The 25,381-nt window shown below is 35.5% G+C and carries 21 protein-coding genes, 1 tRNA gene and 1 riboswitch; of the genes, 11 read left to right on the forward strand and 11 right to left on the reverse strand.

Features of this window, described 5'->3' with window-relative positions:
* Positions 1 to 230: 230 nt before the first annotated feature.
* From JO950_RS16025 to JO950_RS16045, 5 genes are all read left to right on the forward strand, one after another.
* Complete coding sequence (locus JO950_RS16025) at positions 231 to 788, forward strand: DUF4256 domain-containing protein (RefSeq protein WP_202703544.1); 558 nt, start codon at positions 231 to 233, stop codon at positions 786 to 788.
* 22 nt (positions 789 to 810) lie between these two features.
* Complete coding sequence (locus JO950_RS16030) at positions 811 to 1,389, forward strand: YdeI family protein (RefSeq protein WP_202703545.1); 579 nt, start codon at positions 811 to 813, stop codon at positions 1,387 to 1,389.
* Between the two features lie 45 nt (positions 1,390 to 1,434).
* Entirely contained in the window at positions 1,435 to 1,869 is a 435-nt protein-coding gene (locus JO950_RS16035) for an NUDIX domain-containing protein (RefSeq protein ID WP_202703546.1), read from the forward strand.
* Positions 1,870 to 2,154: 285 nt separating this feature from the next.
* On the forward strand, positions 2,155 to 2,574 hold the full coding sequence (locus JO950_RS16040; RefSeq protein ID WP_017498271.1) for a VOC family protein: 420 nt from the start codon (positions 2,155 to 2,157) through the stop codon (positions 2,572 to 2,574).
* Positions 2,575 to 3,233: 659 nt separating this feature from the next.
* Positions 3,234 to 4,799: a serine hydrolase gene (locus tag JO950_RS16045; protein ID WP_202703547.1), complete on the forward strand. Its 1,566-nt coding sequence runs from the start codon at positions 3,234 to 3,236 to the stop codon at positions 4,797 to 4,799.
* A 77-nt stretch (positions 4,800 to 4,876) separates the two neighbouring features.
* Here the strand turns inward: JO950_RS16045 and JO950_RS16050 are convergent, their stop codons facing one another.
* Positions 4,877 to 6,253, reverse strand: coding sequence for a hypothetical protein (locus tag JO950_RS16050; RefSeq protein WP_202703548.1), 1,377 nt, complete (start codon positions 6,251 to 6,253; stop codon positions 4,877 to 4,879).
* A gap of 250 nt (positions 6,254 to 6,503) precedes the next feature.
* On the opposite strand from JO950_RS16050, the gene JO950_RS16055 reads away from it, so the two are divergent.
* Positions 6,504 to 7,955 carry an NAD(P)/FAD-dependent oxidoreductase gene (locus tag JO950_RS16055; protein WP_202703563.1) on the forward strand — a complete coding sequence of 484 codons (1,452 nt, stop codon included), beginning with the start codon at positions 6,504 to 6,506 and terminating at the stop codon, positions 7,953 to 7,955.
* A gap of 143 nt (positions 7,956 to 8,098) precedes the next feature.
* Here JO950_RS16055 and JO950_RS16060 read toward each other — a convergent pair whose 3' ends face one another.
* From JO950_RS16060 to JO950_RS16075, 4 genes are all read right to left on the reverse strand, one after another.
* Positions 8,099 to 9,046 carry a DUF4465 domain-containing protein gene (locus JO950_RS16060; protein ID WP_202703549.1) on the reverse strand — a complete coding sequence of 316 codons (948 nt, stop codon included), beginning with the start codon at positions 9,044 to 9,046 and terminating at the stop codon, positions 8,099 to 8,101.
* A gap of 65 nt (positions 9,047 to 9,111) precedes the next feature.
* Positions 9,112 to 10,350, reverse strand: coding sequence for a hypothetical protein (locus JO950_RS16065; RefSeq protein ID WP_202703550.1), 1,239 nt, complete (start codon positions 10,348 to 10,350; stop codon positions 9,112 to 9,114).
* A gap of 12 nt (positions 10,351 to 10,362) precedes the next feature.
* The gene (locus JO950_RS16070; RefSeq protein ID WP_202703551.1) at positions 10,363 to 11,604 is read right to left on the reverse strand and encodes a hypothetical protein; all 1,242 of its coding nucleotides are present in this window, start codon (positions 11,602 to 11,604) and stop codon (positions 10,363 to 10,365) included.
* A 43-nt stretch (positions 11,605 to 11,647) separates the two neighbouring features.
* Positions 11,648 to 12,937, reverse strand: a complete 1,290-nt coding sequence (locus JO950_RS16075) for a cell surface protein (RefSeq protein ID WP_202703552.1) — start codon at positions 12,935 to 12,937, stop codon at positions 11,648 to 11,650.
* Between the two features lie 463 nt (positions 12,938 to 13,400).
* Positions 13,401 to 13,604: riboswitch (cobalamin riboswitch) on the reverse strand.
* 299 nt (positions 13,605 to 13,903) lie between these two features.
* Here JO950_RS16075 and JO950_RS16080 point away from each other — a divergent pair.
* Together JO950_RS16080 and JO950_RS16085 are read left to right on the forward strand one after the other, a co-directional pair.
* The gene (locus JO950_RS16080) at positions 13,904 to 14,320 is read left to right on the forward strand and encodes a hypothetical protein (RefSeq protein WP_202703553.1); all 417 of its coding nucleotides are present in this window, start codon (positions 13,904 to 13,906) and stop codon (positions 14,318 to 14,320) included.
* Positions 14,317 to 15,393, forward strand: coding sequence for a hypothetical protein (locus JO950_RS16085; RefSeq protein WP_202703554.1), 1,077 nt, complete (start codon positions 14,317 to 14,319; stop codon positions 15,391 to 15,393). Before JO950_RS16080 ends, JO950_RS16085 begins: the two co-directional genes overlap by 4 nt.
* Positions 15,394 to 15,531: 138 nt before the next feature.
* On the opposite strand, the gene kdpA is transcribed toward JO950_RS16085, so the two are convergent.
* Positions 15,532 to 17,229, reverse strand: a complete 1,698-nt coding sequence (kdpA, locus tag JO950_RS16090; RefSeq protein ID WP_202703555.1) for a potassium-transporting ATPase subunit KdpA — start codon at positions 17,227 to 17,229, stop codon at positions 15,532 to 15,534.
* Between the two features lie 594 nt (positions 17,230 to 17,823).
* Complete coding sequence (locus tag JO950_RS16095) at positions 17,824 to 19,011, reverse strand: PQQ-binding-like beta-propeller repeat protein (RefSeq protein ID WP_202703556.1); 1,188 nt, start codon at positions 19,009 to 19,011, stop codon at positions 17,824 to 17,826.
* A gap of 360 nt (positions 19,012 to 19,371) precedes the next feature.
* Between JO950_RS16095 and JO950_RS16100 the strand changes: the two genes are divergently transcribed.
* The gene (locus tag JO950_RS16100) at positions 19,372 to 20,427 is read left to right on the forward strand and encodes a serine hydrolase (protein WP_202703557.1); all 1,056 of its coding nucleotides are present in this window, start codon (positions 19,372 to 19,374) and stop codon (positions 20,425 to 20,427) included.
* A 22-nt stretch (positions 20,428 to 20,449) separates the two neighbouring features.
* Positions 20,450 to 21,289 (forward strand): prolyl oligopeptidase family serine peptidase, encoded by an 840-nt coding sequence (locus JO950_RS16105; RefSeq protein ID WP_202703558.1) that lies wholly within the window; start codon positions 20,450 to 20,452, stop codon positions 21,287 to 21,289.
* Positions 21,290 to 21,360: 71 nt separating this feature from the next.
* On the opposite strand, the gene JO950_RS16110 is transcribed toward JO950_RS16105, so the two are convergent.
* The 4 genes from JO950_RS16110 to JO950_RS16125 form a co-directional block, all read right to left on the reverse strand.
* Complete coding sequence (locus tag JO950_RS16110; RefSeq protein WP_202703559.1) at positions 21,361 to 22,476, reverse strand: nuclear transport factor 2 family protein; 1,116 nt, start codon at positions 22,474 to 22,476, stop codon at positions 21,361 to 21,363.
* Between the two features lie 256 nt (positions 22,477 to 22,732).
* Positions 22,733 to 23,437 carry a purine-nucleoside phosphorylase gene (deoD, locus tag JO950_RS16115; RefSeq protein ID WP_202703560.1) on the reverse strand — a complete coding sequence of 235 codons (705 nt, stop codon included), beginning with the start codon at positions 23,435 to 23,437 and terminating at the stop codon, positions 22,733 to 22,735.
* A gap of 233 nt (positions 23,438 to 23,670) precedes the next feature.
* Positions 23,671 to 23,748, reverse strand: a tRNA-Val gene (locus tag JO950_RS16120).
* A gap of 135 nt (positions 23,749 to 23,883) precedes the next feature.
* Complete coding sequence (locus tag JO950_RS16125) at positions 23,884 to 24,447, reverse strand: nucleoside monophosphate kinase (RefSeq protein WP_202703561.1); 564 nt, start codon at positions 24,445 to 24,447, stop codon at positions 23,884 to 23,886.
* 260 nt (positions 24,448 to 24,707) lie between these two features.
* Here JO950_RS16125 and JO950_RS16130 point away from each other — a divergent pair, with 260 nt between their 5' ends.
* On the forward strand, positions 24,708 to 25,208 hold the full coding sequence (locus tag JO950_RS16130; protein ID WP_202703562.1) for a hypothetical protein: 501 nt from the start codon (positions 24,708 to 24,710) through the stop codon (positions 25,206 to 25,208).
* Positions 25,209 to 25,381: the final 173 nt, after the last annotated feature.

The following is a 25,381-nucleotide window of genomic DNA, read 5'->3' on the forward strand; positions in this document are numbered from 1 at the left end:
AGAAGAAAATTGTTTTAACACATAGAAACATAGTCTTTGTAAACTTAAAGAAAGTATTTCACTAGTTCAAATTCACCTAGTAAGTTATGCGAAAGAAAGACTTTTCTTCATTACCTATCTTTCTTGAGTATTAGTATCTATGCTTCTATGTGTTGGCATTCAATTTTGTTCGATTTCACTCCATATTACTAAAATATAAAAAACATTTAGCTTCTAAAAATCAAACCCAAATGAAAAACAAACTATCAACAGCACAAAGTGAAGAATTATTGAAAGTACTACAAATCCGTTTTGAGAACAATATGAAGAGACACGCAGGTCTCGAGTGGAAAAATGTTCAGCAAAAACTGGAGGCAAATCCGGGGAAACTCTGGTCACTCGATGAGATGGAACGAACCGAAGGCGAGCCGGATGTTGTTGGATTTGATGAGAATACGGGAGAATTTATTTTCTTCGATTGTTCTGCTGAAAGTCCAAAAGGCCGAAGAAGTCTGTGTTTTGATCATGAGGCACTGGAAAAAAGAAAAGAACACAAACCTGCCGGAAGTGCTGTAAATATGGCCGAAGAGATGGGAATTGAACTTTTAGATGAAGTACAGTACAAAGAACTTCAAAAACTGGGTAAGTTTGATGCCAAAACTTCAAGCTGGATTGTTACACCTTCTGAAATTCGCAAACTGGGTGGTGCGTTGTTCTCTGATTTTCGCTACAATACTGTATTTGTGTATCATAATGGCGCCGAATCTTATTATGCAGCCAGAGGTTTTAGAGGATCTTTGAGAGTTTAATGAATTTTAATAACAATAGCATATGAACCCTAAAGTTGATCTTTACTTTGAAAATGCTGAAAAATGGCAAAAAGAACTGGAAGAGTTACGAAAAATTGCGCTGGATTGTCAATTGACAGAAGAACTAAAATGGGAAACAGCCTGCTATACACTGCATGGTAATAATGTTGTTTTAATACACTCTTTTAAGGAGTATTGTGCTTTTCTGTTTTTTAAAGGAGCCTTAATGAAGGATACGGATGGAATTCTAATCCAGCAAAGTGAGAATGTCCAGGCCGCAAGACAAATTCGTTTTACGAGTCTTGACGAAATCAAAGCTCAAAAAGCAATCTTAAAAACGTATATTTATCAGGCCATTGAAATAGAAAAAGCCGGTTTGAAGGTAAAATTAAAGAAGACTGCCGAATTTGAGATCGCAGAAGAATTTCAACAAAAACTAGACGAAAACAATGCTCTTGAAACTGCTTTTAAAGCTTTAACTCCAGGCCGTCAACGTGCTTACTTGCTGTATTTTTCAACTCCAAAACAATCTAAAACCAGAGCGTCCAGGGTAGAAAACATGACCAATCAGATTCTTGAGGGAAAAGGATTGAAAGACTGATCGCTTTTGAAAAACAACTAATGATGTTGTCACAAATTAATAAATATGGAGAAACAAATGTTCTTTTCAGTAAAGGCTTTGATTATAAAAAACGATACTTTTTTAGCGGTTTATAACCTTGTAAGGGGGATTAAAATATGGGATTTACCCGGTGGCAGAATGGAATTTGGAGAGACCGCCGAAGAAACCTTGAAAAGAGAAATTAAAGAAGAGTTAAATGTTGAAATCAGGCCTGTGAAAGTAATTGACACCTGGAATTACCTGCCGGCTGATAATTGTCAGATCACAGGGATCATTTACTACAGTGAACTCATCACAAATCAAATTAAAATATCAGAGGAACACGACGGCTACGATTGGATTGCATTTGATCAAGCAGGTACTTTTTTTACAAAAGATTTTCTGTTAGACCAAATTCAACTATGGGATTGGAATTCAATTAAAAATGATGCCGTTAGATTTAATAAATCCATTAAGTAGTCGCTGTTATCGTTTTTTATCATTTTGACAAAGGAATGCTCGAGCGATTAAAATTTTAATTGGAGACGTTTTTTCACGCAGATCCGGCAGATTTAGCAGATTTTTTTAATCTTTTTATCCCTTTGTTATGGACTATTAATCTTAATTACTCACGTTCTCTGTTCGCTATCACGAGACAAATCTCTTTTACTGCTTTTTTTCAGAATTTGGACATCTCCTTAAAGGGGTTAAATTTTGACTTTACCAAAAGAAATTAGTTTTATCTTAGTACTAAAAACAAATCTTATGGAAGACCAAAAAAATCAAACCAACCCCTCCTCTTCTGACCCAACACCAAAAGTAACCGGAGTGGGAGGTATTTTCTTTTTTTCAGAGAACCCAAAGGAAACCAGAGATTGGTATGCTAAAAACTTAGGGCTTGAAGTTAACGATTGGGGATCTACTTTTGAATCCAGAAAAATAGATGCTCCTGAGGTCGTAGAATCTCTTCAATGGAGCCCGTTTAAAAAGGATGATGCGTATTTCTCTCCTTCCAAAAAAGAGTTTATGATTAATTATCGCGTACAGCATATTGAAGCTCTTGTCAAACAGCTAAAAGAAAATGGTGTAACGGTACTTGATGATATTGCTACCTACGATTATGGAAAGTTTGTTCACATTATGGATACTGAAGGCAACAAAATTGAGCTTTGGGAGCCGGCATAGGATGTATTGGTCTTCTTAGTACATAGAAAAACTATGTTTCTATGTGTTTAGTTTTTTTTCACGCAGATCTTGCAGATTTTTTATTCTGGAATAGTTCTTAGCTGTACGGAAGGAACGTGTTTCTTTTATTTGTACTTCTTAGTACATAGAAAAACTATGTTTCTATGTGTTTAGTTTTTTTTCACGCAGATCTTGCAGATTTTTTATTGTGGAATAGTTCTTAGCTGTACGGAAGGAATGTGTTTCTTTTATTTGTGCTTCTTAGTACATAGAAAAACTATGTTTCTATGTGTTTAGTTTTTTTTCACGCAGATCTTGCAGATTTAGCAGCTTTTTTATTCTAAAAATATTTCTTAGCAATTATATTCGATCGAAACATCCAATTGCCTCTTGGCTGAAATAGCTTAAAAACTATTTTGGCAAACATGGAGCGTTACAAACATGCAATTCAGTTTTATGGGAAATACCCCTTGCATAGCTCTTTGAAAAACCGAACTTCTGAAAACTTAAAGAAACTTATAACAGATGCAGCTACATCATTGTTTAGACCACTACATACAGCATTAATTCTAAAGATAATTCTTATATTCGCTGATGGGAATGTTAATTTTTAACAACACCAACTAACAATCAAAAAAACGCCATAACCAAAAAAAATTATGAAAAAAGTAACTCGTCTGTTTACATTAATGCTCTTTATTTGTTACGCTTCTACCCCACTCTATTCGCAAATTACATCTGAAAAAATAGATCTTTTAATGCAGGACGCTTTGGAGAAATTTAAAGTGGCAGGGGCCTCAATTGCTGTTGTTAAAGATGGAAAAGTAATTCACCAAAAAGGATATGGTGTTGCCTCTATCGAAACAAAAAAAGCCGTAAATGAAAGCACAAATTTTCAAATAGCCTCTAACAGCAAAGCTTTCACAACTGCAGCACTCTCTATTCTTGAAGACGAAGGCAAATTGAAATGGACAGATAAAGTAAAAGACCATCTTCCAAAGTTTAAAATGTATAACGATTATGTTACGGAGAATTTTAACATCCAGGATTTGCTAACACATCGCAGCGGACTTGGATTGGGTGTGGGTGATTTGATGTTTTTCCCTGACGGCTCCAATTTTACAATAAATGATGTTCTAACTAGTTTTCAACATTTTAAACCGGTATCTGCTTTTCGAACTAAGTTTGATTATGACAATTTACTGTATCTCGTAGCGGGAGAATTAATTTCTAAAGTAAGTGGTATGACTTACGAAGATTTTATACAAACCCGAATTATTGATCCTTTGCAAATGAACAATTCTTTTGCCCAAAGCGACAGGATAAAGGATAAAAGCAATCTGGCTGTATCACATTCGTCAGAATCCGGAACTATAAAACGAATTGATGGATTCGGAATACAGATAAACGGTGCCGCCGGAGGAATCATTTCTAACGCAGCCGATATGGCAAAATGGATGACTTTATGCCTAAATAAAGGTCAGTATGGAAGCGACTTGAAATCAACACTATTTTCTGTGAAAAATCATAACGAAATGTGGCGCATCCATACCGTTGAAGAAGTAGATCGTGATCCGAGATATAATTCACATTTTAGTGGTTACGGTCTGGGTTGGGGATTAACTGATGTGAAAGGAAATCTAAAAGTTTCTCATACAGGAGGTTTACCAGGAATGTTATCCATTGTTATGATGTACCCGGATCTAAACTTAGGCATCGTGATTTTAACCAACACAGAGAATGGCGGTGGCGGGCTCTTTACTGCCGTTACCAATACTATCTCTGACAGTTATTTAGGTCTGGACGATTTTGGCTGGATCAATAAAATTGTGGAATGGATGAAACAAGGTAGAAATACAGGAGATGACGTTACCAAGAATGTTTGGGAAAAAGTAAAATTGGCAAAAAATGTGAAAGTAAAAAACGAAGACTTTACTGGTGTTTATACTGACAATTGGTTTGGAGAAATTGAAGTCTTTGAAAAAAACAAACAGTTATGGTTCAGATCCTATCGTTCACCAAAATTAAATGGTCCTATGGCTTTTTATAATGCTAATACATTTGCCATAAAATGGGAATATCAGGCTATGAATTGTGATGCCTTTGCGATGTTTTCACTGGATGAAACCGGTAAAGCACAATCAATTAAAATGAAAGGCATCTCTCCTAATATTGATTTCAGTTTTGACTTTCAGGATCTGGATCTAAAAAGAGTGAATAAATAAACCTATTTTTTATAACAAAATTAAAAAAAAGTCCGCAAAGTTTTCTTTTATACTTTGCGGACTTTTTGCTTCTCTATTTAATCAAGTAATGCTTTAAGCTCTGATTCCTTCTGGTTAATAATGAAAAGCTGACTTTTATCGTCTAACAATATCTTGTAATCAAACTCTTTGGCTGCATTGAACTTCCAGTTTTTTAATTCTTTAAAACTGTTCTTAATGAGTTTTAAATTTTCGGCGTTATTTTTAGAAACAATGATCATCTTAGTCAGATTTGATTTTTGCATCTTTTCTAGAGTGCTTATGCTTATTTCAGTCTCATCCTCTGATCTGGAGCGGTAGCGGTATTTTTGCTTGATGGTATCAAAATCCTTTTCATTTTCAGAAATAACGTATCGGTAAGCCATAAGGTTATCCATTTCGTTTATCCAGTTTGGGAATTTTGTTTCATAGCTTTCAATATAACGATCTATAAAACTTTTGTCAATGGCTTTCTTTTGAGAAATGTACTCGTTAAGCATAGGGTAAATTTCTTTTGCCATGAGGTTGATGTATTTTTTATTGTACCAGTCACCACTATCTGCTTTTCCATTCAGCTGTGCGTATACATAACCATTGGCTAAGGAAGTTGCCAGCGCTTCGTTAAGCAGATGATAGGCATAAATACTGTATTTTGATTTGTTTTCTTTGAAACTATTATCGATCATTTTTTTTACTTCCAATGGCTGTTCGTTGTAAATAATATGATAGGTTTCGTGCAGCATTACACTAAAGAGATCCTTATAATCGTCTAAATCTGTTTGAATGGCACTGATGAAATTATTACCAAAAGAATTTGCGGTAAAGCCTTTAGAATTAGGCAAAGGATAAAATGCGATTTCAAAAGGAATTGAAGTGTCCCAACTCGAATTGTAAAAAATCAAACTCATTTCAAAGTAACGCTCCATGTCATTTTCTTTTGCGTATTTAGTAATTTCAACGAGCTGTTTTTCAAATTTTTCTTTATTGGGATTGTATATGAGTTCATTGTAAATTGGACTAAAAGCGGAAATAATTCTCGTAAGATCATTCAACGTTTTGTTGGTTAAAACTCCAATAGAGCGTATTTTAAAATCTTTTAAATTTTCTGTTTCGATTAAGTTTTTTCTCAAAAAATCAAAGGATTGCATTGGTTTTTTAGAACCTTCCGGGAATTCTTCAAATGGATAGCTGTAATCCAATGTCAGATGATCAAATTCTGCGGCCAGTTTCTGAAATTCCCCAGTGTTGTATTTTGATTTTTGAAACTCGGTTTTAAAAACGTTGTCGGGATAGTTTTCGGATAAATTCTGAAGGAAAACAAAAACAGCTAATTGCTCAGAATACTTAATATTAAATACTGTTTTTTGAGCAAAAGACCAATTGGTTATGGCACATAGCATAACGACCAAAAGCTTAATTTTTAAAGTAATTTTCATTGTTTAGTAATTAGAATTTATTCGATAAGGATTAAAAATAATTCAAAAATTAGCAGGCAACAAACACTCACGATGCCCTACACAAAACAGTAATTGCTATGTTATCTTCCATAACTCCCCCAATCTGTTTTTAGTATCTTTAGCTTACTATTTTGCACTAGCCCTCTTTTATCTTAAATTTGCAGTCTTGTTACAAACATAGCAAAGTTTTCAAATGCTGAAGTGTCTAAATTAGGTAAAAAAAGTGGGAATACATACGATCGAAAATGCAGAAGGAAACTGGACTATTTGTCCCGAATGTCAGGGACGCGGTAAAAAAAGCCAAAGACTCAGCAAGAAAGTACGGCTTCAGTATCAGATAGCGCTGGAAAACTTTGAAAAATCGAAGGACTCAGGAGTTCCTCCTACTCGTCCTAAAGCGCATCTGAATGTCTGTCTCCACTGTGACGGATCGGGATTGATTCCTTCGGAACATCCTACTATTATTGACCAAGAAAACTTCCCGCATGTCGCTATAATTGGAGCCGGTATCGGAGGGGTTGCATTGGCTGTCGCTTGTCTGCACCGCGGAATTCCTTTTACTCTTTACGAACGCGATACTAACTTTGATGCCCGATCACAAGGTTATGGTCTCACCTTACAACAAGCCAGTAAAGCCATTGAAGGATTTGGTGTTTTCTCTTTAGAAGAAAAGGTCATTTCAACCAGACATTTGGTACATACTCCGGAAGGAAAAGTAATTGGGGAATGGGGTATTCGAAAATGGATTCCGTCGGATACCAAAACAGCTCCGAAGCGAACGAATATGCATATTGCGCGACAATATTTGCGTTCAGCATTACTGAAACAGCTTGGGACAAATGATATCGTACAATGGGGACATCAGCTCCTAGATTTTAAGGAATCCGAAGACCAAAGTATTTCCTTAAACTTTGAAGTAAATGGCAAAATCAAAAGTGCTAAAGCTGACCTCATCGTTGGAGCTGATGGCATTCGCAGTACGGTACGAAAACTATTAATTGGTGACGATGTTACTCCTTTGCGTTATCTGGGATGTATTGTGATATTAGGCATTTGTCCGTTAAAGGCTCTTAATGGACTTGCTCATAATTTGCTCGACTCGGCAACTGTGTTTCAAACGGCTAACGGCAATGAGCGAATTTATATGATGCCTTATACAGAAGATTCTGTAATGTGGCAGCTGAGTTTTCCAATGTCCGAAGAAGAGGCTAAAATATTGAGCGCGCAAGGACCAAAAGCGTTAAAAAAAGAGGCTTGTCGAAGAACACAATGGCATGCCCCTATTCCACAAATTTTATCGGCAACTTTAGAGGCGCAAATTTCAGGTTATCCGGTATACGACCGTGAATTACTTCGTCCTGAATTATTAGCCAAAAACAAACTGGCTACATTGATTGGGGACGCTGCACATCCGATGAGCCCTTTCAAAGGACAAGGCGCTAATCAGGCACTGTTAGATGCGCTTTCTTTGGCTCGCGCAATCGTAAGAGAATGCAGACCGCTATCCAACTGGAGAGAGGCAGGAATAAGAGAAAGTGTACTGACTGAGTTTGAATCCGAGATGCTTGTGCGAAGTGCTGCCAAAGTAAAAGACTCTGCTGATGCTGCTGAATTCCTGCATTCTGAAGTTGTACTTCACGAAGGCGATGAACCAAGAGGCAGATGTTTAAAGAATAAATAAGCCAATCGTTTATGGCGTTTTTGTACATCTTTTTTTCTCGCAGATTTTGCAGATCAAGCCGATTTTTCTTTACAATCCATATGTTTTAAACTAAAAAAAGGAGCCACTTTTCAATGACTCCTTTTCGATATTAAATTTTAGTATTATTGAATTCTTTTTACAGACAGCTTGTCTAAACAGAAGTAAGCTGCAGTATTCATTCCGTACACCGGGTGTGAATCTGTTGAAGCCATTTGGAAAACAAGGTATTTTACGTCTCCCAGACCTTGAAGTGCTGTAGCACTTACATTTATCCATCCTGTTGGCATTATTAAAGAACCTCCTGTGTAATCAGCCAGTGATTGTGTAATTGGTGCAGTAATAGTTCCGCTTGAATCTACTCCGTAAATTAACAATTCAAAGTGATCTCCAGAAGAAAAGGCCTGAGCAAAACCGTCTCCATACAAACAACCATAATAAGGCCATGGGTGCATGTTGATTTTTAATCCTTTTACATTATACAATCCTGTATTTCCAATTTTAATCCAGTTAGAGAAACTTGTCTCACTAAAAGTAGTTCCCTGTGGATTTTTAGGATCTGTATAACTTGACCAGTAGGCAACTATGTACGGATCTCCTGTTGTACCCGGAGTACCTGCCGCAATAGTAGAAGAAGTTCCGAAACCACTTCCTGCCATAGTACCCCACTGATTAGCTACCCAACCGTTAGATCCGCCAGTACCTGCTCCCGAACCGTAATTGGTGATATCATTTACATTGGATACAATAAAACCATCCCAATAGTTGTAACCTGATGATGTTCCGCTATGTGAAAATTTAAATATGTCAACTGTTAAATTGGTATTTGCGACATAAGTGTTTTGCCAATACTTCCCTCCTGTTGTTGATGTTCCGCTGGTCAACAAAGAACTTGTCAGGTTAAGCGTAGAAGTCGTTCCTATCGAAGGATCGGTCACTGCGCTTTTAGAAGTTAAGCCTGAGCTTTTAACCGCTGCACTGCCGCTTTCGCTATTTAATAGATTTTCATCATTGCTACAGGACGAAAGTCCCAGAATCAAACCTACTGTCAAAAAATAAAGTACTTTTTTCATGATTTATAAAAATTTTGGATTAATATTCTTGGTTGATTAATAAATAGTTTTATTCCGCTTTTCGATTATTTTCCTGCGGCAAAATTCAAATCTTCTGCCTGTTTAAAGGAGTTCGTAACCAGGTCTAATGCGCCAATCTCTGTGAACGTAGACACGTATACCTTTACGAAATCGACCCCGGGAAGATGTACTTTATTACCATTACCATCTACAGCCCAACTAATGTCTATTGAAGGATCTTTGATTCCGCCATAACCCCATTCAAAAGTTCCAACATTGAATGCTGTACCTTCTCCATCGCTAATATCTTTTGTCGCCAAATTGACTTTTGTTCCTTTTAATGTGTAAGAATCACCAAGCCATTGTGGGTAATAATTATAACGTCTCCATTTTTTTGTTCTGGTGATAAAACCTGAAGCCGTTTTATTATTTGCCCATTTAAGATATTCCTTGTCGAATTGCCAGTCGTACTTTCCTGCTACGGCAGTTTTACTTGGGTCTGGCTTGTAATACGTCACCTCATAGTTCTTCACTGTAGTAGATTTATAATACTCACTTCCGGCTATTTCGTACCACTCATTATCCTCTGCAATCCCATTTTTATTGGCATCGTAAGCCACCATAATACTCACAGGAGAAAACTTTGAAGCATTTGAAACTGTATTCATCTGAACTGTAAAATCGCGTTTGCCATAAGCATTGATCACCGTGTGGTCGAATTTTGTTACGATATAACCACCGAAAGTTCCCAGATCAACAAGAGATCCGTCAGCCAAAATAGCCTGTGCATTCTCTATCGCTTCCGCTTTTGTTGCAAACTCAAAACCGTCATTGTTATAATGCGGAGCAGGTACATAATCGATAATGGAAAGCGCTTTCGAAGTATACGTTTTACCGGTTTCGGCAACTGTAACTTTAGTAGAAGCCTGTTTTACCAACTTATTCAGCGTTACGGTAAAATCTACAGCATAACTTAGTGCTTTTGGCGCTATAAACTTCAAGGTCTTACTGTCGCCGATAACAGAATCTTTAGCCACTCCGTCTTTTCCGGTTACTTTTAAAGTCCATTTGTATTGGGCAACAGCACCATTGGCGTTTTCAATCGTTACTTCCGGATCAATCGCTACAACGTTGTATCGCTCCGTTGTAAAATCTGCTTGCAATTTTATAGTAAGAGTTGGATCTTTAATCGGCTCCGGTTTAGGTTCTTCAATTACAGGCTCCGGCTTTGCATCATCATTACTACAATTGTAAAAAGAACAAACAATGGCGAGGTACAAACTATATTTTATAAACTTTTTCATATTTTTCTCTTCTTACTTTTTTAGATTGTATTTTTTAATTATTTGAAGATCTGCAGCTCCTGAGAATCGTGTAGCCATAGACGACTGCTGGTGGCAAAGCCCCATTGGTTCGCTGACACAGTTCACTACTTTGATAAAGTGAATTCCCGGAAGATTTGCTTTATTTCCATTCTTGTCTACCGCCCAGTCGATATCAATATCAGGGCTTTTGGCATTTACGTATCCCCATTCCGGAGCCTCAAAATTCCATAAGGTAGTTTGCCCCGGACGTACAGCTGCGAAATTTACGTTTAGCTTCGTTCCTTCGTAAACAGCTGTATTTTGAGTATCCCAGGCTGGATAATACTCTTTCTTAGTTTTAGACCTTGGTAAAAAGTAGGTTTGAGATTGGTTGTTCTCGCAATAAAGATGCTCACGATCTAAAAAAGGATCATTTGGGCCGCTTACTACTACTTTCTTACCGGCCGCAGGTTTATAGTAGGTAATTTTAAAATTCTTAACCGTGTTTTCTTTAGCATGCTGACTTCCTATGATTTCATACCATTCGTCTTCATCGGGTTTTCCATTCCCATTTTTATCATAAGCAACATAAATTAAACCCGGAGCCGGAGGATTGGCTTTATCCGTTAAATCTGCTCCGTAAACTCTGAAGTCTTTTTTTCCTGAAAGATTAACTACCATGTGATCAAATCCAACCACAATTGAACCTCCAAAACCTCCTAAATCGATTGGATAACCAACGCTGGTTTCGCTAATTCTTCCCAATGCTACCCTCATAACATCTGCTTTCACAAATCCGTCTTTGTATAAATCATTGGCAAACATTCCGGGTGCCGGATTAAAATCCTGAATACTTGTTATGTAAGGATTGTAATTTTGAGTCTCATTTATCACATTCACTATGGTGGCACTTGTCCCTTTTTTATCTCCTTCAGTAACATTTAAGGTTAGTTCATAGGCACCGGGATATAAAGCCACAAATCGTAAATCTTTAGTAGTTCCTACAATCGAATCTTTAGTTTGATTCACCGGATTTTTTTTAAGCACCCATTGATAATTTGGGTTACTGGTTTCAGCTGATGCTGTAATATTCAAAACTTTAAAGGTGTTTACTTCAAATTTATCTTGAAGCTTTACTGCTATTGGTATGGCGAGTCCTTCTCCGGTGTTGGCATCATTTTTATCGTCATCGCTGCATCCGGTAAATACCGCTGCAAAAGCCAATAATAATAAATGGGCAAAGTTTTTTTTCATAATTCCTGATATAATAATTTAGTTTAATACACTTTTGAATGGGTTATCGCGTAGGAATGCTTTCTCCTGAAAGATGCAAATCTGTCGCCCCCATTATTTCTGTCGAAGTTTCTCCGAGCCATCCCGCCTGCTGATTAAGGCCATTGTACACTTTCACAAAATCGATTCCGGGAAGCATTACTTTGTTTCCTTTTTCGTCCACAGCCCAGTTAATATCTATTCCCGAATCATCATCATTGTTTGGAGCATTATCTGCGTATCCGTATAAAAAAGCATACTGCACAAAATAACTTCCCGTTCCGCTTTCATCAACTGCGTTATCGGGTAGTCTTGTTCCTTTATAAGTGATAGAAGATTGGTCTTTAAGCCATTTTGGCCAGTAATCTAAAGAATGATTGTAAGCATTATTCTGAACCAGATAACCACTTTTCCCTTGATTATCTTTCCAAAAAATATACTCCATATCAACAAAACCTACTGTACCTGTAGTTCCGCCCGACACCGGAATTTTATTGGGATCAGGTCGGTAATACGTTATTTCATAATTCTGAATCGTTTTTGGCATCTTATGCCCACCGCCTTCTATCTCGTACCACTGATCGTCCGGAAGTCCGTTTTTATTCTTATCATAAGCAACCATGATTACTCCTGCTTCACTGCTTCCGCCGCGCATGGTACTGTTCGGATTTGGATTAGCCTCTGCCCAGAATGCATTACCCAGAATTCTAAAATCACGTTTGCCCTTAACATTAACAATGGTATGATCGAATCCAAAAACAACATAACCGCCAAAAGCCCCCAATGAAACCAGATCACCGGTTTTCTTAGCCAGATAAGTATTGGCTCTTGATAAAATTCTTTCAGGAGTATCTCCGTCATTAGCAATAGGCAGATCGTTTACAAACTGCCCGGGTGCCGGTTTAAATTCAAATACTTTTGAGATGTAGCTTTTATACTCCTTCGTTTCTTTTGTAACGGTAACAACTACTTTTTGAGTTTGTACACTTCCTTTGTCATTTACAGTAACGGCCAATTCATAGACTCCTGCTTCTGCTGACGCAAATAAAAGTTCCTTTGCTGTAGTAGTACTTAGGGCATAACTTTCTGAAGATGCTTTTGTGATGGTCCAACTGTAAGTAGCTTCTGCTGTTGCGCTGATCGTTGGATTTAAAGTCGTAATTGTAAATCTCTGCATACTAAAAGCTAAATCTGAACTAACAGGCGTCGGATTGCTATTTTCATTTGATGCATTATCATCAGAACAATTGGTTAATGAGAGTACTGCAATAAGCAACAATAAGGATTGGCAGTTTTTGAAAATAGGATGGTACATGTGGTATTGTTTAGGTTGGTAGTAGTAAAAGCAGGAGAAAATGAAGGAATAACCAAAGAAGTTTTAATTAAAAGCCTTCAACAGAGCGCAATGTTATCCTTATAAGCGTACACAATCCGGCACCGCCAAACGTCCCTGGAATTGAGATGATTTTCTATTAGAACAGGATTAAAATAAGGGAAGAAACCGACACATAATGCATTCAAAAAACCCCGACTCCATACCGATTTCCGTTTCAGAGATGATGGTCTCAAAGAGAAAAAGCAACTATACAACACTCCCGACTGAAGCAGCATAGAAGCAAAAACGATAACAATCAATAAGAATTCTCTTTTTGTATGATACATCACTAATTGAATTAAGAAAACTCCGGGATGTATAAATCAAAAAAGCAATAAGAGAGAATCCCGTCATAAAAAATGACAGGTTCGTTTATTGTTGTTCAACTTTATTCCACGAAAGTCTTAAACTATGTGATTGTGGCAGGTCTCCTGACTTGTTCCATCTTTAAAACAGCCTTCTCATCCCGCAAAGCGAGGCAATGGCATGAGTAACGTTTAAAGACTTATACAGAACTTACAGTAGCGGGTCTGCTCAGGATTTACACCTGATTCCCTTTTAACCATTTTTTCTTAAGAAAAAACAGACCAAAATCTGGCGCAAATATATAACTATCTTTTACAATAGCGTAATTCTGAATAAAAAATTCCAAATTCCAATATATCTGTCCTAAATACTCTTAGAATTTTGATTTTATTAGTTGATCCCAGAGTGTAACTTTAAAAAATATTTTTTCTTTTTTTTATTCAGATTTTACCCCTTAAATCACGTAGTTATACGCTAAAATTATCAGTACCCAAGTACTAATTTTATAATGGTTTTTGAAACTATAACAACCCTTATAGATTACAATCAAAAATTAAATTACTCCACCAAAAAACAAATAATAACTTAAATCTTATCATTATGAAAAAAGAGTTTCAATCAAACGGGTGTTCTGAAATAAAGCTTGAATCGACTATCCAGAATAATTTTGGCTTTGAACAACTTTATACAGAAGTTTACCTAGGTTTAAACAATGGCAAAAAAACTAGCAAAGCTATCTTTAGTACACCAGAAGACCTGACTGATGGTTCCATCCCTTTAACCCCAGCTTTTCAACATCACGAGGGAACACTTTATCTTAGACATTATTTAACCTATGAGGCAATGCCGGGAGGGCTCGATCAAGCTAAAACAGCTGCAAAGAAACTTCAGTTTCATTATACTATAACGAACAACTGTGATGCTAAAACTAGCAATTTTAAAGGATTTGGACTTGGACCAACTTTTATAGAGAGTGGAAGTCTCGTTTTTTTTGTGACTTTAATTGATATTGTATGAGAACACTAAATATACTTACCTTCCTAATTAGCTTTTCTTCTTTTTCACAATCTATCCAAAAGGTTGATTTAAAAAAAGTAGAAATACTCAACTCAACCGCTTTGGCTTTACTAGACAATTCTGCAGCTATTATATCATCAAATCCGGATGTTAAAGAATTCAATATTAATACAGAAAGTCTGGAGAGTATCTCCTTCGACGGTAATTTATTCTCATCGAACATGAGAGGTCTCGAGTACTATGGCTTAGGAACCAAAACAAAAGAGATCAAATCTTTTACCATGCAAAAAATGCAAATGCCTTCGGTTTCCGGAGCATATAGTAAAAATGATTCTATTGCTAAAGTAGCGGTCGGAATTAAATTTAATGTTTTCACACTGTATAATGCCTCATCTGAAGACATGAGAGAAAAATATGCTTCAATGCGCCAAAAATTAAAAAAACTTATAGCATTAGCTAACGATCAAATGGAAAGAGAAGGATATAAGATAGGCGAAGACGAAGACGAAGCAAAAAAATATAATGCTCGCTTCGAAGAAGTATTAGAGGAGCTAATTAAAAACGAATCAGGAATCGAAGCAAAGAATTTTTCAGATATCCTTAAAGCTCCTTTATTAACACTTGATATAGCATCGGCTTATAGTATGCTAATGCCAGCAAAAGATTTCAACAAGTCCCAATCTGGTCGTTTTGGTGCATGGTCTACCCTTACTTTTACATTAGGCAAGGGAGACGAGCATTTAAAGCTATATGGATTCTGCAGATACATACAGGATAATACAGACTACGATTCAAAAAGTAAAAAGTTCACCAACCAAACTAATTTTTTTGATATTGGCTCAAAAGCTCAGTTTGATTGGAATAAAATCTCTGTAGGTTATGAATATATTAAACGAAATGGAGACGGTAAAAACTACAGATCTGTTGGTTTTGTCCAGTATAAAGTATCTGATAATCTTTACGTAACAGGTGGTTTTGGAAAGAACTTTGAATCTGCTTTAAATGATGAAACAGTTTCTCTACTTGGAATAAGATGGGGAATTAATGCTAAAGACAGTCGTAACTGGGAATAGCGCTAATTAATATCTAAAACAAAAACTCCAAACTCCGACAAATTTTAGTCGGGATTTGGAGTTTTTTATAAAATCTTATGGGCAGATTACATTATCATATTCTGAAAAGTCAGGATGAATAGAGTTTGTTTAATTTCTCTAAACCAAAAGCAAATGTTCCTGTACAGGTCCTAATGCAAAAACAATAAACATGGACATTACGGTTAAAATCATAATGACCATAAATAATAAGGTTCCAAAAATACCCGAATCAACCCTCAGGGTACCCAGCGAAGGAGCTACGGCTTTTTTAGTACTTAAATATCCAATGATTAGAAATGCTCCAATCATCGGAATAAAACGACCGGCAAGCATCGTAACTGAAGTGGTTAAATTCCAAAAAGGAGTATTATCAGCCAGCCCTTCAAACCCGCTTCCATTTCCCGCCATCGAAGACACATACTCATAAACGATAGTGGTAAAACCGTGTGGCCCTGTATTGCTCAGCCATTCCACAGCTTCCGGAACATACAAATAAACATGAACCGCTATTGCCGAAAATAATAATGGAATTGCCAAAGCACAAAGGTTAACCAAAACAGCTACCTGAACTTCCTTAATCGAGATTTTTCTGCCAAACAACTCCGGAGTTCGTCCTACCATCAGCGAACCAATAAAAGTGGCTATGATCAGGTAAATAAACATATTGATCCATCCGGTACCCAGCCCTCCAAAAAACGCATCTACCTGCATTCCAATAAACATCCCTATCGAAGACAACGGCATATAACTATCGTGCATACCCGTTATCGTACCGGCCGGGATTATCATATTGACCGCACTGTAAAAGGACGAATAATACGTTCCAAAACGCACCTCTTTACCTTCCATATTGGCTAGTGAAGCGTCAATTCCCATTGCGCTGAGTTTGGGATTACCAGACATTTCACCATAGAGTAAAGGAATACAAGTTACAACAAACCCCATCAACATCACTCCCAAAAGCATTCTTGAAAATTTCTTATTGTTGAGGTATCGGCCTACGAAAACAATAAAAGACATCGGCAAAAGCCAAACGATAATAGTATGAATGATGTAGGTGAAAAAGTTAGGATTCTCAAATGGATGCGCACAGTTGGTTCCAAAAAAGCCACCGCCATTAGATCCTAATTCTTTGATTGGAAGAAACACCGCTGCCGGTCCTGTTGACACTACTACTTCCCTGCCTTCAACAGAGGTAATTTTCTCAGGCTCGTCAAATGTCATTGGTACACCGTTAAACAAAAAAAAAGTTGCCGTAATCATACTTAACGGCAACAATATACGAGTAGATGATTTTACAAAATCACTATAAAAATTCCCTAATCCTTGTATTGATTGTGCAGCAAGTCCCCTGACTACTGCTACACCCGCACATAGGCTTGTGGCCGCACTTAAAAACTGCAAAAGCATAAACACACCTACCTGTGCAAAATAACTCGCTCCTGTCTCTCCTGAATAATGCTGCAAGTTGGTACTGGTCAAAAAACTAATTGTCGAATTTAACGCCAATGTCCACTCCATACTGTCGATACCAGCCGGGTTTAAAAATAGTTTTCCCTGCAGCAATAAAATAACAAACCCCCAAAGGAACCATATAAACTGTACAGATAACAATACTTTTAAATATGTTTTCCAATTCATTTGAACCGTGGGGTCAATTTTACAAAACCGGTATATCAATCGGTCTAATGGATTAATGAAGTCCGTTATGCTTTTTTCATTTGCATATATTTTTTTCATTTCCCGGCCTACGATGACCGACAGCAAAATAACAGTTAGAAGAATACCAAGTGAAACTATTAATTGAGTTAACATATATTTTAAGATTGAGGTTCTTTGCGAAAGCACCAACAACTAGTCCATACGAACAATAAAAATGTTAATCCCTGATTTACAACCGAAAGCAATTATAAGAAACACTACTACCTTATCATTTTGATAAGATTACACTATCATTTTGATACTATTTCCTTCTTATTCCTAAAAAATCTCAAGGAATTAGGATGCTAAAAATCAAATAATTAATTAGAAAGTACTTTTTACGGCACATCATTTGTATAAAAAACACAAAAAGTAAGTCCGTTTACTTTTATCAAACTTAATTTCCAAAGACATGAAAAGACATAAAAAAAATGCCGGTTACTTTAAAATTTTTAAACAAGCTACTAAAGAGCGAAGACAAAAAAACAAAATCATACTTACGATACAAGTCATTTTTATAACCATTATAACTATTATGGTGTATCAAAGAATTATGACATAGAAATGTATTGCAAAAAAACGAATCAGCTTATACAACGCTCTTCTCCTTCAGGCAAATAAGTCCAAAATAGTAATCACACCAAACTATCACTCCCTGAATGAAGCATCACAAAATAAAATCCGGAGAATGCTGATACGTTTTTTTGCCTATCGAATCAATTTTAAAAATGCACTATACACATCATCTTTAATTGAGGTTCGCAAATAGACTTCGTTTTCGTCTTTGGTTTTATATTCAAACTGAATCAAAGCCGCATCGGAGTAATAAAAAAAGTAATCATCGCCCAAGAATTCAAGATTTGAAATAGGTCTCGTTGATAATTTGTATTCAAATGCAATTTCACCATTTGTAATGTCCAATTGAAAAAGCTTACTTTTACGAGTGTATCCCCAAATATTATCACTTTCTTCGACCATATACTCAACATTATCGCCTTTAAAATCCCTTTTCCAAATTTCAGTTCCTGTTTTTGAATCTACAGCGTATATCGAAGAAACTTCGGGGCCTTGTGCGGCGAAATATAGCTTCTTGTCTTTACAAAATATACGTTCCTTAATATTATTCTGAGTTTCCTCCAATTTAAACTGCCACAAAACCTCTAATTTATCAGGATTTAGAGCAAAAACTACATTTTTTTCATTTGCTGTAAAGATACTTTCTCCATCCGTTACCAGCTTTCCGCGCATGGCTTCCTCAAAACTTTTTTGAACAAGAAGTTTTCCTGTATTGGCTTCAAAACTATAAACAGAAGTTCCGCTTTGAATAAAAACTTTATTATTGAATAAAAGAACCGGACTTTCATTATTTTCAGCATCCAGTTTATGATTCCATAGCAAACCGCCAGTTTTAATATCAAGTGCATAAAGATTCCCGTTTTGAGAGGTTACCAATAATTTTCCCTCATTTATAACCGGAATCTGATTTTTCAGGATGATCTGATCTGTGCTATTCCCCAGTCTTGATTTCCAAAAAATAGCACCAGTCTGATTATCAATCGCAAAAATTTCTCCGTTAATAAAAGGAACATACACTACTCCATCCTGCAATGTGATAGCATTTGCACACAACTCCGTAAAGGAATCTGTTGCTTTTACGGTCCAGTTAATTTTTTCAGACTCTAGATTGAAGGAAAAAAGAGAACCGTCATAATCGTAAATCAATATCGACTCTTTATCCAATGCAACTTTCGCCAACGGTTTTAGCACTTTATGAGTAACTTTATCGCTAATATTGCCCGCAGCTTCCATTTTACCTGGTACTGAAACCGTTTGTACTTGTCCAAAAATATTGGTAACGACACACACCAATAAAAGAGTTATTAGATTTTTTTTCATTTTTAGATTTGGGGTTAAATGAACTGATTTCTTTTTATCAAAACGAAATTGCCTTTTAAGGGATTCCTAGCTTGATAAATGCTTAAAATTATTACGGTACTAATATAGAAACAATTTTCACCGATAGATCAATATTCAAGAAATAACAACTAAAAAAACTTCTTAAGGAATTAAGGCTTTTTTTATAGTCCTTACAAACCTGCATACAAGCCATTTCTCCCATGGTTTAATGAAAATTTCAACTAAACGACGACGAGAAATATTTTTAGTTTGTTTTTCAAATCAACCAAATCATTCTCTCTAATAATTCTTACATTCGCTCAGGGAAAAGTCTATTCATGCCCACTAATAAACAATTTAATGAAACAAACTTTTACACTCTTCAGAATCCTCTTTTTAGTACTTTTTATTAGTGGCAACAATTACGCACAACACAAAGACGACTTTTCTTCAAAAATTGACAGTCTGATACAAACCACAAACCCAAGAAATTTTAACGGAGTGGTTGTTATTAAACAAAACGGAAAAATAAAATATGCAAAAGCACATGGCTATTCAGATTTCAACAAGAAAACAGAACTGAAAATTTCCGATAAATTTTCAACCATGTCAATTGCCAAACAAATCACGGCTACACTTATCTTACAAGAAGTAGAAAAAGGAACAATCCATTTAGAAACTCCTATTCGTAAATATTTACCGGAATTAAAATATTCGTGGGCAGATACCATCACTGTTAATCAATTGCTCAACAATACTTCGGGATTAAGCAGTGAAGATATAGACAAACCTCTTAAATTTACTCCGGGAGCCGCTTTTAATTATTCTAATATCGGCTATTACGTAGCGGGACAAGTTTTGGAAAAACAAAGTCATAAAAGTTTTGAAGAGCTAGTAACTGCTTTGTTTAAAAAGTGCGGGATGACCAACAGTTACTACCCCAATGAGACAAACAATACATTTTTAACAAAAGGGCACTCCATAAAAAAAGAAGGTAGTATCAGGCTGAACGAACAATTAAATTTTGATATTCATAATTATTTTGGCAGTCATTTAATTGTTTCGGTTCCTGACTTAGCAAAATGGAATGAATGTCTGCACTCCGGTCAACTATTAAAACCCGCTACTTACAAAATGATGATCGCTTATTCAATCACCAATACCCATCCGCTTTTTGGTGATAAACCAATTGGCTATGGTTATGGATTGCGAATAAATGATAAAACCAATATTATGGAAATCGGACATACAGGTTTTCATCCTACTGAAGGATATACAGCGGTCAATTTATACTATCCAAAAACCAAAACCAGCGTTATTGTTATGGAAAATCAAGCATTTGAAAATTTTAGTATTGCTTATTATTTTGAACAGGAAATTAGGAAAATCGTTAGAGAAAGTAATCTGTTGAATTAAAACTCAAATTTATAAAAGCCATATGCATAAACGAAATTCAAAACAAATTATCACCGTACTTTTTTTGACTTTAAGTCTAAACTTCTCCTTTGCGCAAAAAAAAGAGTTCCGGGAAACCACCGTTGACAGTCTAACTTTCGTAAATAACCGAAAAGTATTAAACAGTTTAAATACCGATAGCTTTCTTAAAAGAATTTTTACTAAAGACAACATACAAATCCCTTATAGATTTCTAACGCCAAAGGATAATAACAATCACCAAAAATACCCTTTAGTCATTACTTTCCACAACTCTACCCGAATTGGAAATGATAATAAAAACCAGCTTGAACCATTTGCAAAAATCTGGCTGAGACCTGAAATTTATACTAAATACCAATGTTATGTGATCGCACCACAATTCAGCGAGCGTTCTTCAAATTATGAAAAGAATAGTGATGGAATTCCAATTTCAAAACCTTCTACAGCTGTTTTTGCTTTACTCGAATTAATTCAAAATATTGAAAAAGAATACCCAAACATCGATAAAAACAAGATTTACTTAATTGGATATTCTATGGGGGGATCGACTGCGCAAAATCTACTCAATATAGCTCCAAACCAATTTGCCGCTATGGTTTCCGTAGCAGCAGTTCCTGATTTTTCTAATCTCAAAAAATTAAGTAAGAAGAACATCTGGCTTATTCATGGAAAAAAAGACGATGACAATCCTTATATCGGTAGTGTTGAATTGTTTGCAAAATTATCTTCAAACAAGAATTTGACTTTTACCACTTTGAATAATTTAAATCATAACAACATTGTGATTCCGTTTTTACTAACCGAAGAGATTCCAAAATGGTTATTTGAAAAGCACAAGTAAATCGTATTTTGATGGATTTAGAACTTAATATCCTTGAATAAAATGTCTGCGCAGACTGTTGATAAATCCTCTTATTTGTTTTTCTCCATCCACTCAATGATTTTTAAGGCAACACCATTTGAGGATTGAAAATTTTGTCCTGTAATGATACGGCCGTCTTGTTCCACATAAGATTCATTTCTCTTTGAAAATTTAAAATCCCCTCCTCTGTCTTCTATAGTCTTCTGAATTAAAAATGGAAAGTGTTTAAAATATTCGCCATCTTGTTTTTCGAAAGAATCGGGATAACCGCTTATTTTTTTTCCCTCCACTAAGAATTTACCATTTCTGGTTTTCAGGTTAACAATACCGGCTGTTCCATGACATACCGAAGAAATAATGCCATTATTATCTTCATACACCTGCATAGCGATACGTTGAATATCTGAGCTTTCAGGAACATCATACATGGCACTTCCACCGCCGATATAATGAACGGCTTTATAGTTTTTATAATCAATTTCTTTAGGGCTTACGGTATGTTTAATGGCGTACATAAAATCCTGATCGTATAAATATTTCTTTTGTAAATTATCGGAGGTATTGATATAAGCTAAAGGAATACTACCACCCTTTGGACTTACAAAATCAACTGTATAACCGGCATGTATGAAAGTATCATAAGCATTTACTATCTCCGCGAAACTATTGCCTGTTGCAATAGTAGAATTTCCATAATAATGTGCGTTAGAAACAATAAATAAAATCCTTTTTCCAGATTTATTACTTGTTTTACTGCTGGCCGCTTTGCTAATTATTTTCCATTCACCCTGAATTTTCTTCAGCAAAAACATATCCATAAATTCTTGTTTTTTTTCTGCAATGATAATTTCAGCCTTTGCAATAGCAATATCATTAAAAAACTCCAGAGAAATAACTCTGCCCACACGGCCGTTAAATTCTCCTTTCTTACCTTTTTGAAACCAGCTAACATATTCCGAGGCCGGAACGATCCATAAAGGTTTGTCTTTGTGACTCAAAAAAAGACTGGCCTCAGAATAAAAAGCCTTACTAATACTGTCAGGCTCATTATAAGATGTACCCTCGATATAGTTTTGAATGCAATTCTGAATTAAAGACTGTTCTGATTGTGAAAAAGATAAATTGGATACTAATGCAAATAAGATTGCAAGAAAGATTCTCTTCATAAACTTGGATTTAATGGTTTTAAAAATATTCCTCAAAACTATACTCATTGCATTCTAAAACGTTCCGGATTTATAATAACGGACTCCAATTTTATACTTTTAGGAGTAGAAATGATTCTTTTTGGTAAATAGCTTCAAAAAAGTCAGGCATAAAAAAACTCCTTAATTTCTTAAGGAGTTTTTTAATGGGAGATGAAGGAATAAATCAAAACCTATATATTAAGCTATTTCAATTCTTTTATCTTTATCGATCTGTTTAGGCTAACTGCAATGCGAATTCTATCATTTCTTTAAAAGAATTTTGTCTGTCATCTGCTGATAGAGCCTCCTTTTTAAGAATATGATCCGATACCGTTAAAATAGCCAGAGCCTTTTTTCTATATTTAGCAGCTATAGAATACAACGCAGCTGTTTCCATGTCAACTGCCAAAACGCCGTAGGTTTTCCAATTTAAAAAAGGATCGCCTAAATGGCTTTCAGTATAGAAAAAATCAGATGTCAATATTGACCCTGTATGCGCTTTTATCTTATTTTGCTCTGCAATTTCATTGGCCTTTTTTAACAATTCAAAATTCGCCGTCGGAGCAAAATCATTGCCGTTAAATTTAAATTTATTCATCCCGGAATCTGTGCACGCACTCATGGCTAAAACAATATCCATCATATTTACATCATCCTGGATAGAACCACAAGACCCCACTCTCACCAACGTCTCTACACCATACTCTTCTATTAATTCCGTAATATAGATTGAAATGGAAGGCATCCCCATACCTGTGCCCTGTACACTAATTCTCTTACCATTATAAAAACCGGTATATCCTAACATTCCTCTAACCTCATTATAGCATATAACGTCTGTTAAAAACGTTTCCGCAATCAGCTTTGCTCTTTTTGGATCACCAGGAAGTAAAACGAAATCTGCTATATCACCCTTTTTTGCGTTATTATGTGCACTCATATTATTATTTTTTAGATTTATAAACTATATTTCTCTCCTCTAATTTACTCGATTTGGATACCATTTCAAGCATAATTCTATAACGGATTTTAATGACAGTCAACGTGATATGAATAAAAACTAATTTGGAGTTGTTCTTGCTTTCGCTTCATAAATCCCTGACAACACCTTAATAGAGGTCCCATAAAACAAAAAACCTCCAAAATCAAAGATTTTGAAGGTGTCTTAAAAAGTGGTGGGCGATGAGGGGTTCGAACCCCCGACCCCCTCGGTGTAAACGAGGTGCTCTGAACCAGCTGAGCTAATCGCCCTATTTTATTAGGTCGCTATCCTTTCGTGATTGCGAGTGCAAATATACAGCTAGATTTTGTATTTGCAAGCATTTTTCGAAAAAAAATCAACTAATTTTTACTTACTATACCTACCCGCTTCATAGTCAATACCTTTTATAAACTATTTTTTATTCGTTCTGTTATTTCGTCAATTGCTCCTAGCCCGTCAAAAGTCAAAACTTTAATTTTAGACTTCATATATTCGATTGCAGGCCGGGTTAAAGTTTCAAAAACTTTAATTCTCTTCAAATGGATCTCAACATCTTTGTCATCTTTTCGATTAGACGTTTCGGCTCTTTTTTGTGCTCTTTTCAAAAGTTCGTCTTTTGGAACTTCTATATTGATTACCTTACCTATTTCCATATTCTTGGATGCAACGAGTTCCATCAAATCATTAACCTGAGGTTCAGTCCTCGGATAACCATCCAAAATAATCCCCTTAGCTGAACTGTTTTCGTCTAGAATTTTACTAAAAAGATCTTTCATAATGGAATCAGGCACTAAGTCTCCTTTTTCCTCATATTGAGACATGATTTTTCCGATCTCTGTTTTATTCTGTTTTTCCAGACGACATCGGTCTCCAGTTGAAATATGCTTGAACTTAAGTTCTTCTTTTAAAATTTCACATTGAGTACCTTTTCCTGAATACGGAGGCCCCATTATTACTAATATTTCCATTTATGTGGTGTTTTTATTTTTCCTTCTGGACTTCAAAAATTTGACTGAGTTATTTTGTTTTTATTTGCAGGAAATTACAAATTTACAGGAAATGCAAATTAATTACTTTACAGACCTTCTCGATAAAGAACCAAACTAAGTCTATATTCACTTTATAGCAAAATAACACCTACTATTTTATTTAAACAATATAACTAATTTCAGCTTTAAAAACACTATTTTAAATTAATTTAGTCGCAACTTAAAATAACTTTCTGTAAATGGAATTAACTATTAGAAATTATACTATTGCTCAAAAATCTGAAAAATTTGACATTCGAGTACCATGTGATAGTTCAGTTGAACTAAAGTTTTCCTACGTAGATTTCGAAACTGAAGAAAACCCTAAAAAAAAACTAACAGTAAAGTTCGCCCTCAATCAATCTAACGATGAATTAAGTGAGTTTAATTTCGTTTACTTCAAGAACACTGATCTTATTTTCTTTAGATATACCTATCAATGGGGAATTATAGATTTCAAAACAAAACAACTAAAAAGAAATATCATTGACAAGTCTTTGGATTTTCCTTTTTTTTACTTGCATGATAATTGTATCCTGGTAATTGATGATTCTTTTGCGGAAACCATAACTTTTGATGGGGAAACAATTGATAAGATCAGTAATGAACAGCCTCATGAAATGAACGAACATGAAGATTATTTTGAATTTGACATTATTGGAATTGAGAAAAGAAAACTAAGTAAATTCCATAAAAGATAGACTATCGATAAAATTCTTAGTTTCTCTAAAGTCGTATATAGATTTTTTCTTGTTCAGATTATCTAATCTTTTTGCTTAATCCCCAACTTTTGAACCTGATCCAAGTAAATCCTATGTAGAATTTGTTCTTACTTTCACTAAACAAAACATATACTACAAACTCCATAAATCTA

The organism is Flavobacterium sp. UGB4466 (assembly GCF_903469665.1).
GTDB lineage: Bacteria > Bacteroidota > Bacteroidia > Flavobacteriales > Flavobacteriaceae > Flavobacterium > Flavobacterium lipolyticum.

Bases quoted from the DNA above. Each gene is read 5' to 3' on its own strand.
- JO950_RS16105 (WP_202703558.1), top strand. From the start codon at position 20,450: ATGCATAAACGAAATTCAAAACAAATTATCACCGTACTTTTTTTGACT.
- JO950_RS16100 (WP_202703557.1), top strand. From the start codon at position 19,372: ATGAAACAAACTTTTACACTCTTCAGAATCCTCTTTTTAGTACTTTTT.
- JO950_RS16035 (WP_202703546.1), top strand. From the start codon at position 1,435: ATGGAGAAACAAATGTTCTTTTCAGTAAAGGCTTTGATTATAAAAAAC.
- JO950_RS16045 (WP_202703547.1), top strand. From the start codon at position 3,234: ATGAAAAAAGTAACTCGTCTGTTTACATTAATGCTCTTTATTTGTTAC.
- JO950_RS16030 (WP_202703545.1), top strand. From the start codon at position 811: ATGAACCCTAAAGTTGATCTTTACTTTGAAAATGCTGAAAAATGGCAA.
- JO950_RS16025 (WP_202703544.1), top strand. From the start codon at position 231: ATGAAAAACAAACTATCAACAGCACAAAGTGAAGAATTATTGAAAGTA.
- JO950_RS16110 (WP_202703559.1), bottom strand. From the start codon at position 22,476: ATGAAGAGAATCTTTCTTGCAATCTTATTTGCATTAGTATCCAATTTA.
- kdpA (WP_202703555.1), bottom strand. From the start codon at position 17,229: ATGTTAACTCAATTAATAGTTTCACTTGGTATTCTTCTAACTGTTATT.
- JO950_RS16095 (WP_202703556.1), bottom strand. From the start codon at position 19,011: ATGAAAAAAAATCTAATAACTCTTTTATTGGTGTGTGTCGTTACCAAT.
- deoD (WP_202703560.1), bottom strand. From the start codon at position 23,437: ATGAGTGCACATAATAACGCAAAAAAGGGTGATATAGCAGATTTCGTT.
- JO950_RS16040 (WP_017498271.1), top strand. From the start codon at position 2,155: ATGGAAGACCAAAAAAATCAAACCAACCCCTCCTCTTCTGACCCAACA.
- JO950_RS16060 (WP_202703549.1), bottom strand. From the start codon at position 9,046: ATGAAAAAAGTACTTTATTTTTTGACAGTAGGTTTGATTCTGGGACTT.
- JO950_RS16050 (WP_202703548.1), bottom strand. From the start codon at position 6,253: ATGAAAATTACTTTAAAAATTAAGCTTTTGGTCGTTATGCTATGTGCC.
- JO950_RS16070 (WP_202703551.1), bottom strand. From the start codon at position 11,604: ATGAAAAAAAACTTTGCCCATTTATTATTATTGGCTTTTGCAGCGGTA.
- JO950_RS16065 (WP_202703550.1), bottom strand. From the start codon at position 10,350: ATGAAAAAGTTTATAAAATATAGTTTGTACCTCGCCATTGTTTGTTCT.
- JO950_RS16080 (WP_202703553.1), top strand. From the start codon at position 13,904: ATGAAAAAAGAGTTTCAATCAAACGGGTGTTCTGAAATAAAGCTTGAA.
- JO950_RS16130 (WP_202703562.1), top strand. From the start codon at position 24,708: ATGGAATTAACTATTAGAAATTATACTATTGCTCAAAAATCTGAAAAA.
- JO950_RS16075 (WP_202703552.1), bottom strand. From the start codon at position 12,937: ATGTACCATCCTATTTTCAAAAACTGCCAATCCTTATTGTTGCTTATT.
- JO950_RS16085 (WP_202703554.1), top strand. From the start codon at position 14,317: ATGAGAACACTAAATATACTTACCTTCCTAATTAGCTTTTCTTCTTTT.
- JO950_RS16125 (WP_202703561.1), bottom strand. From the start codon at position 24,447: ATGGAAATATTAGTAATAATGGGGCCTCCGTATTCAGGAAAAGGTACT.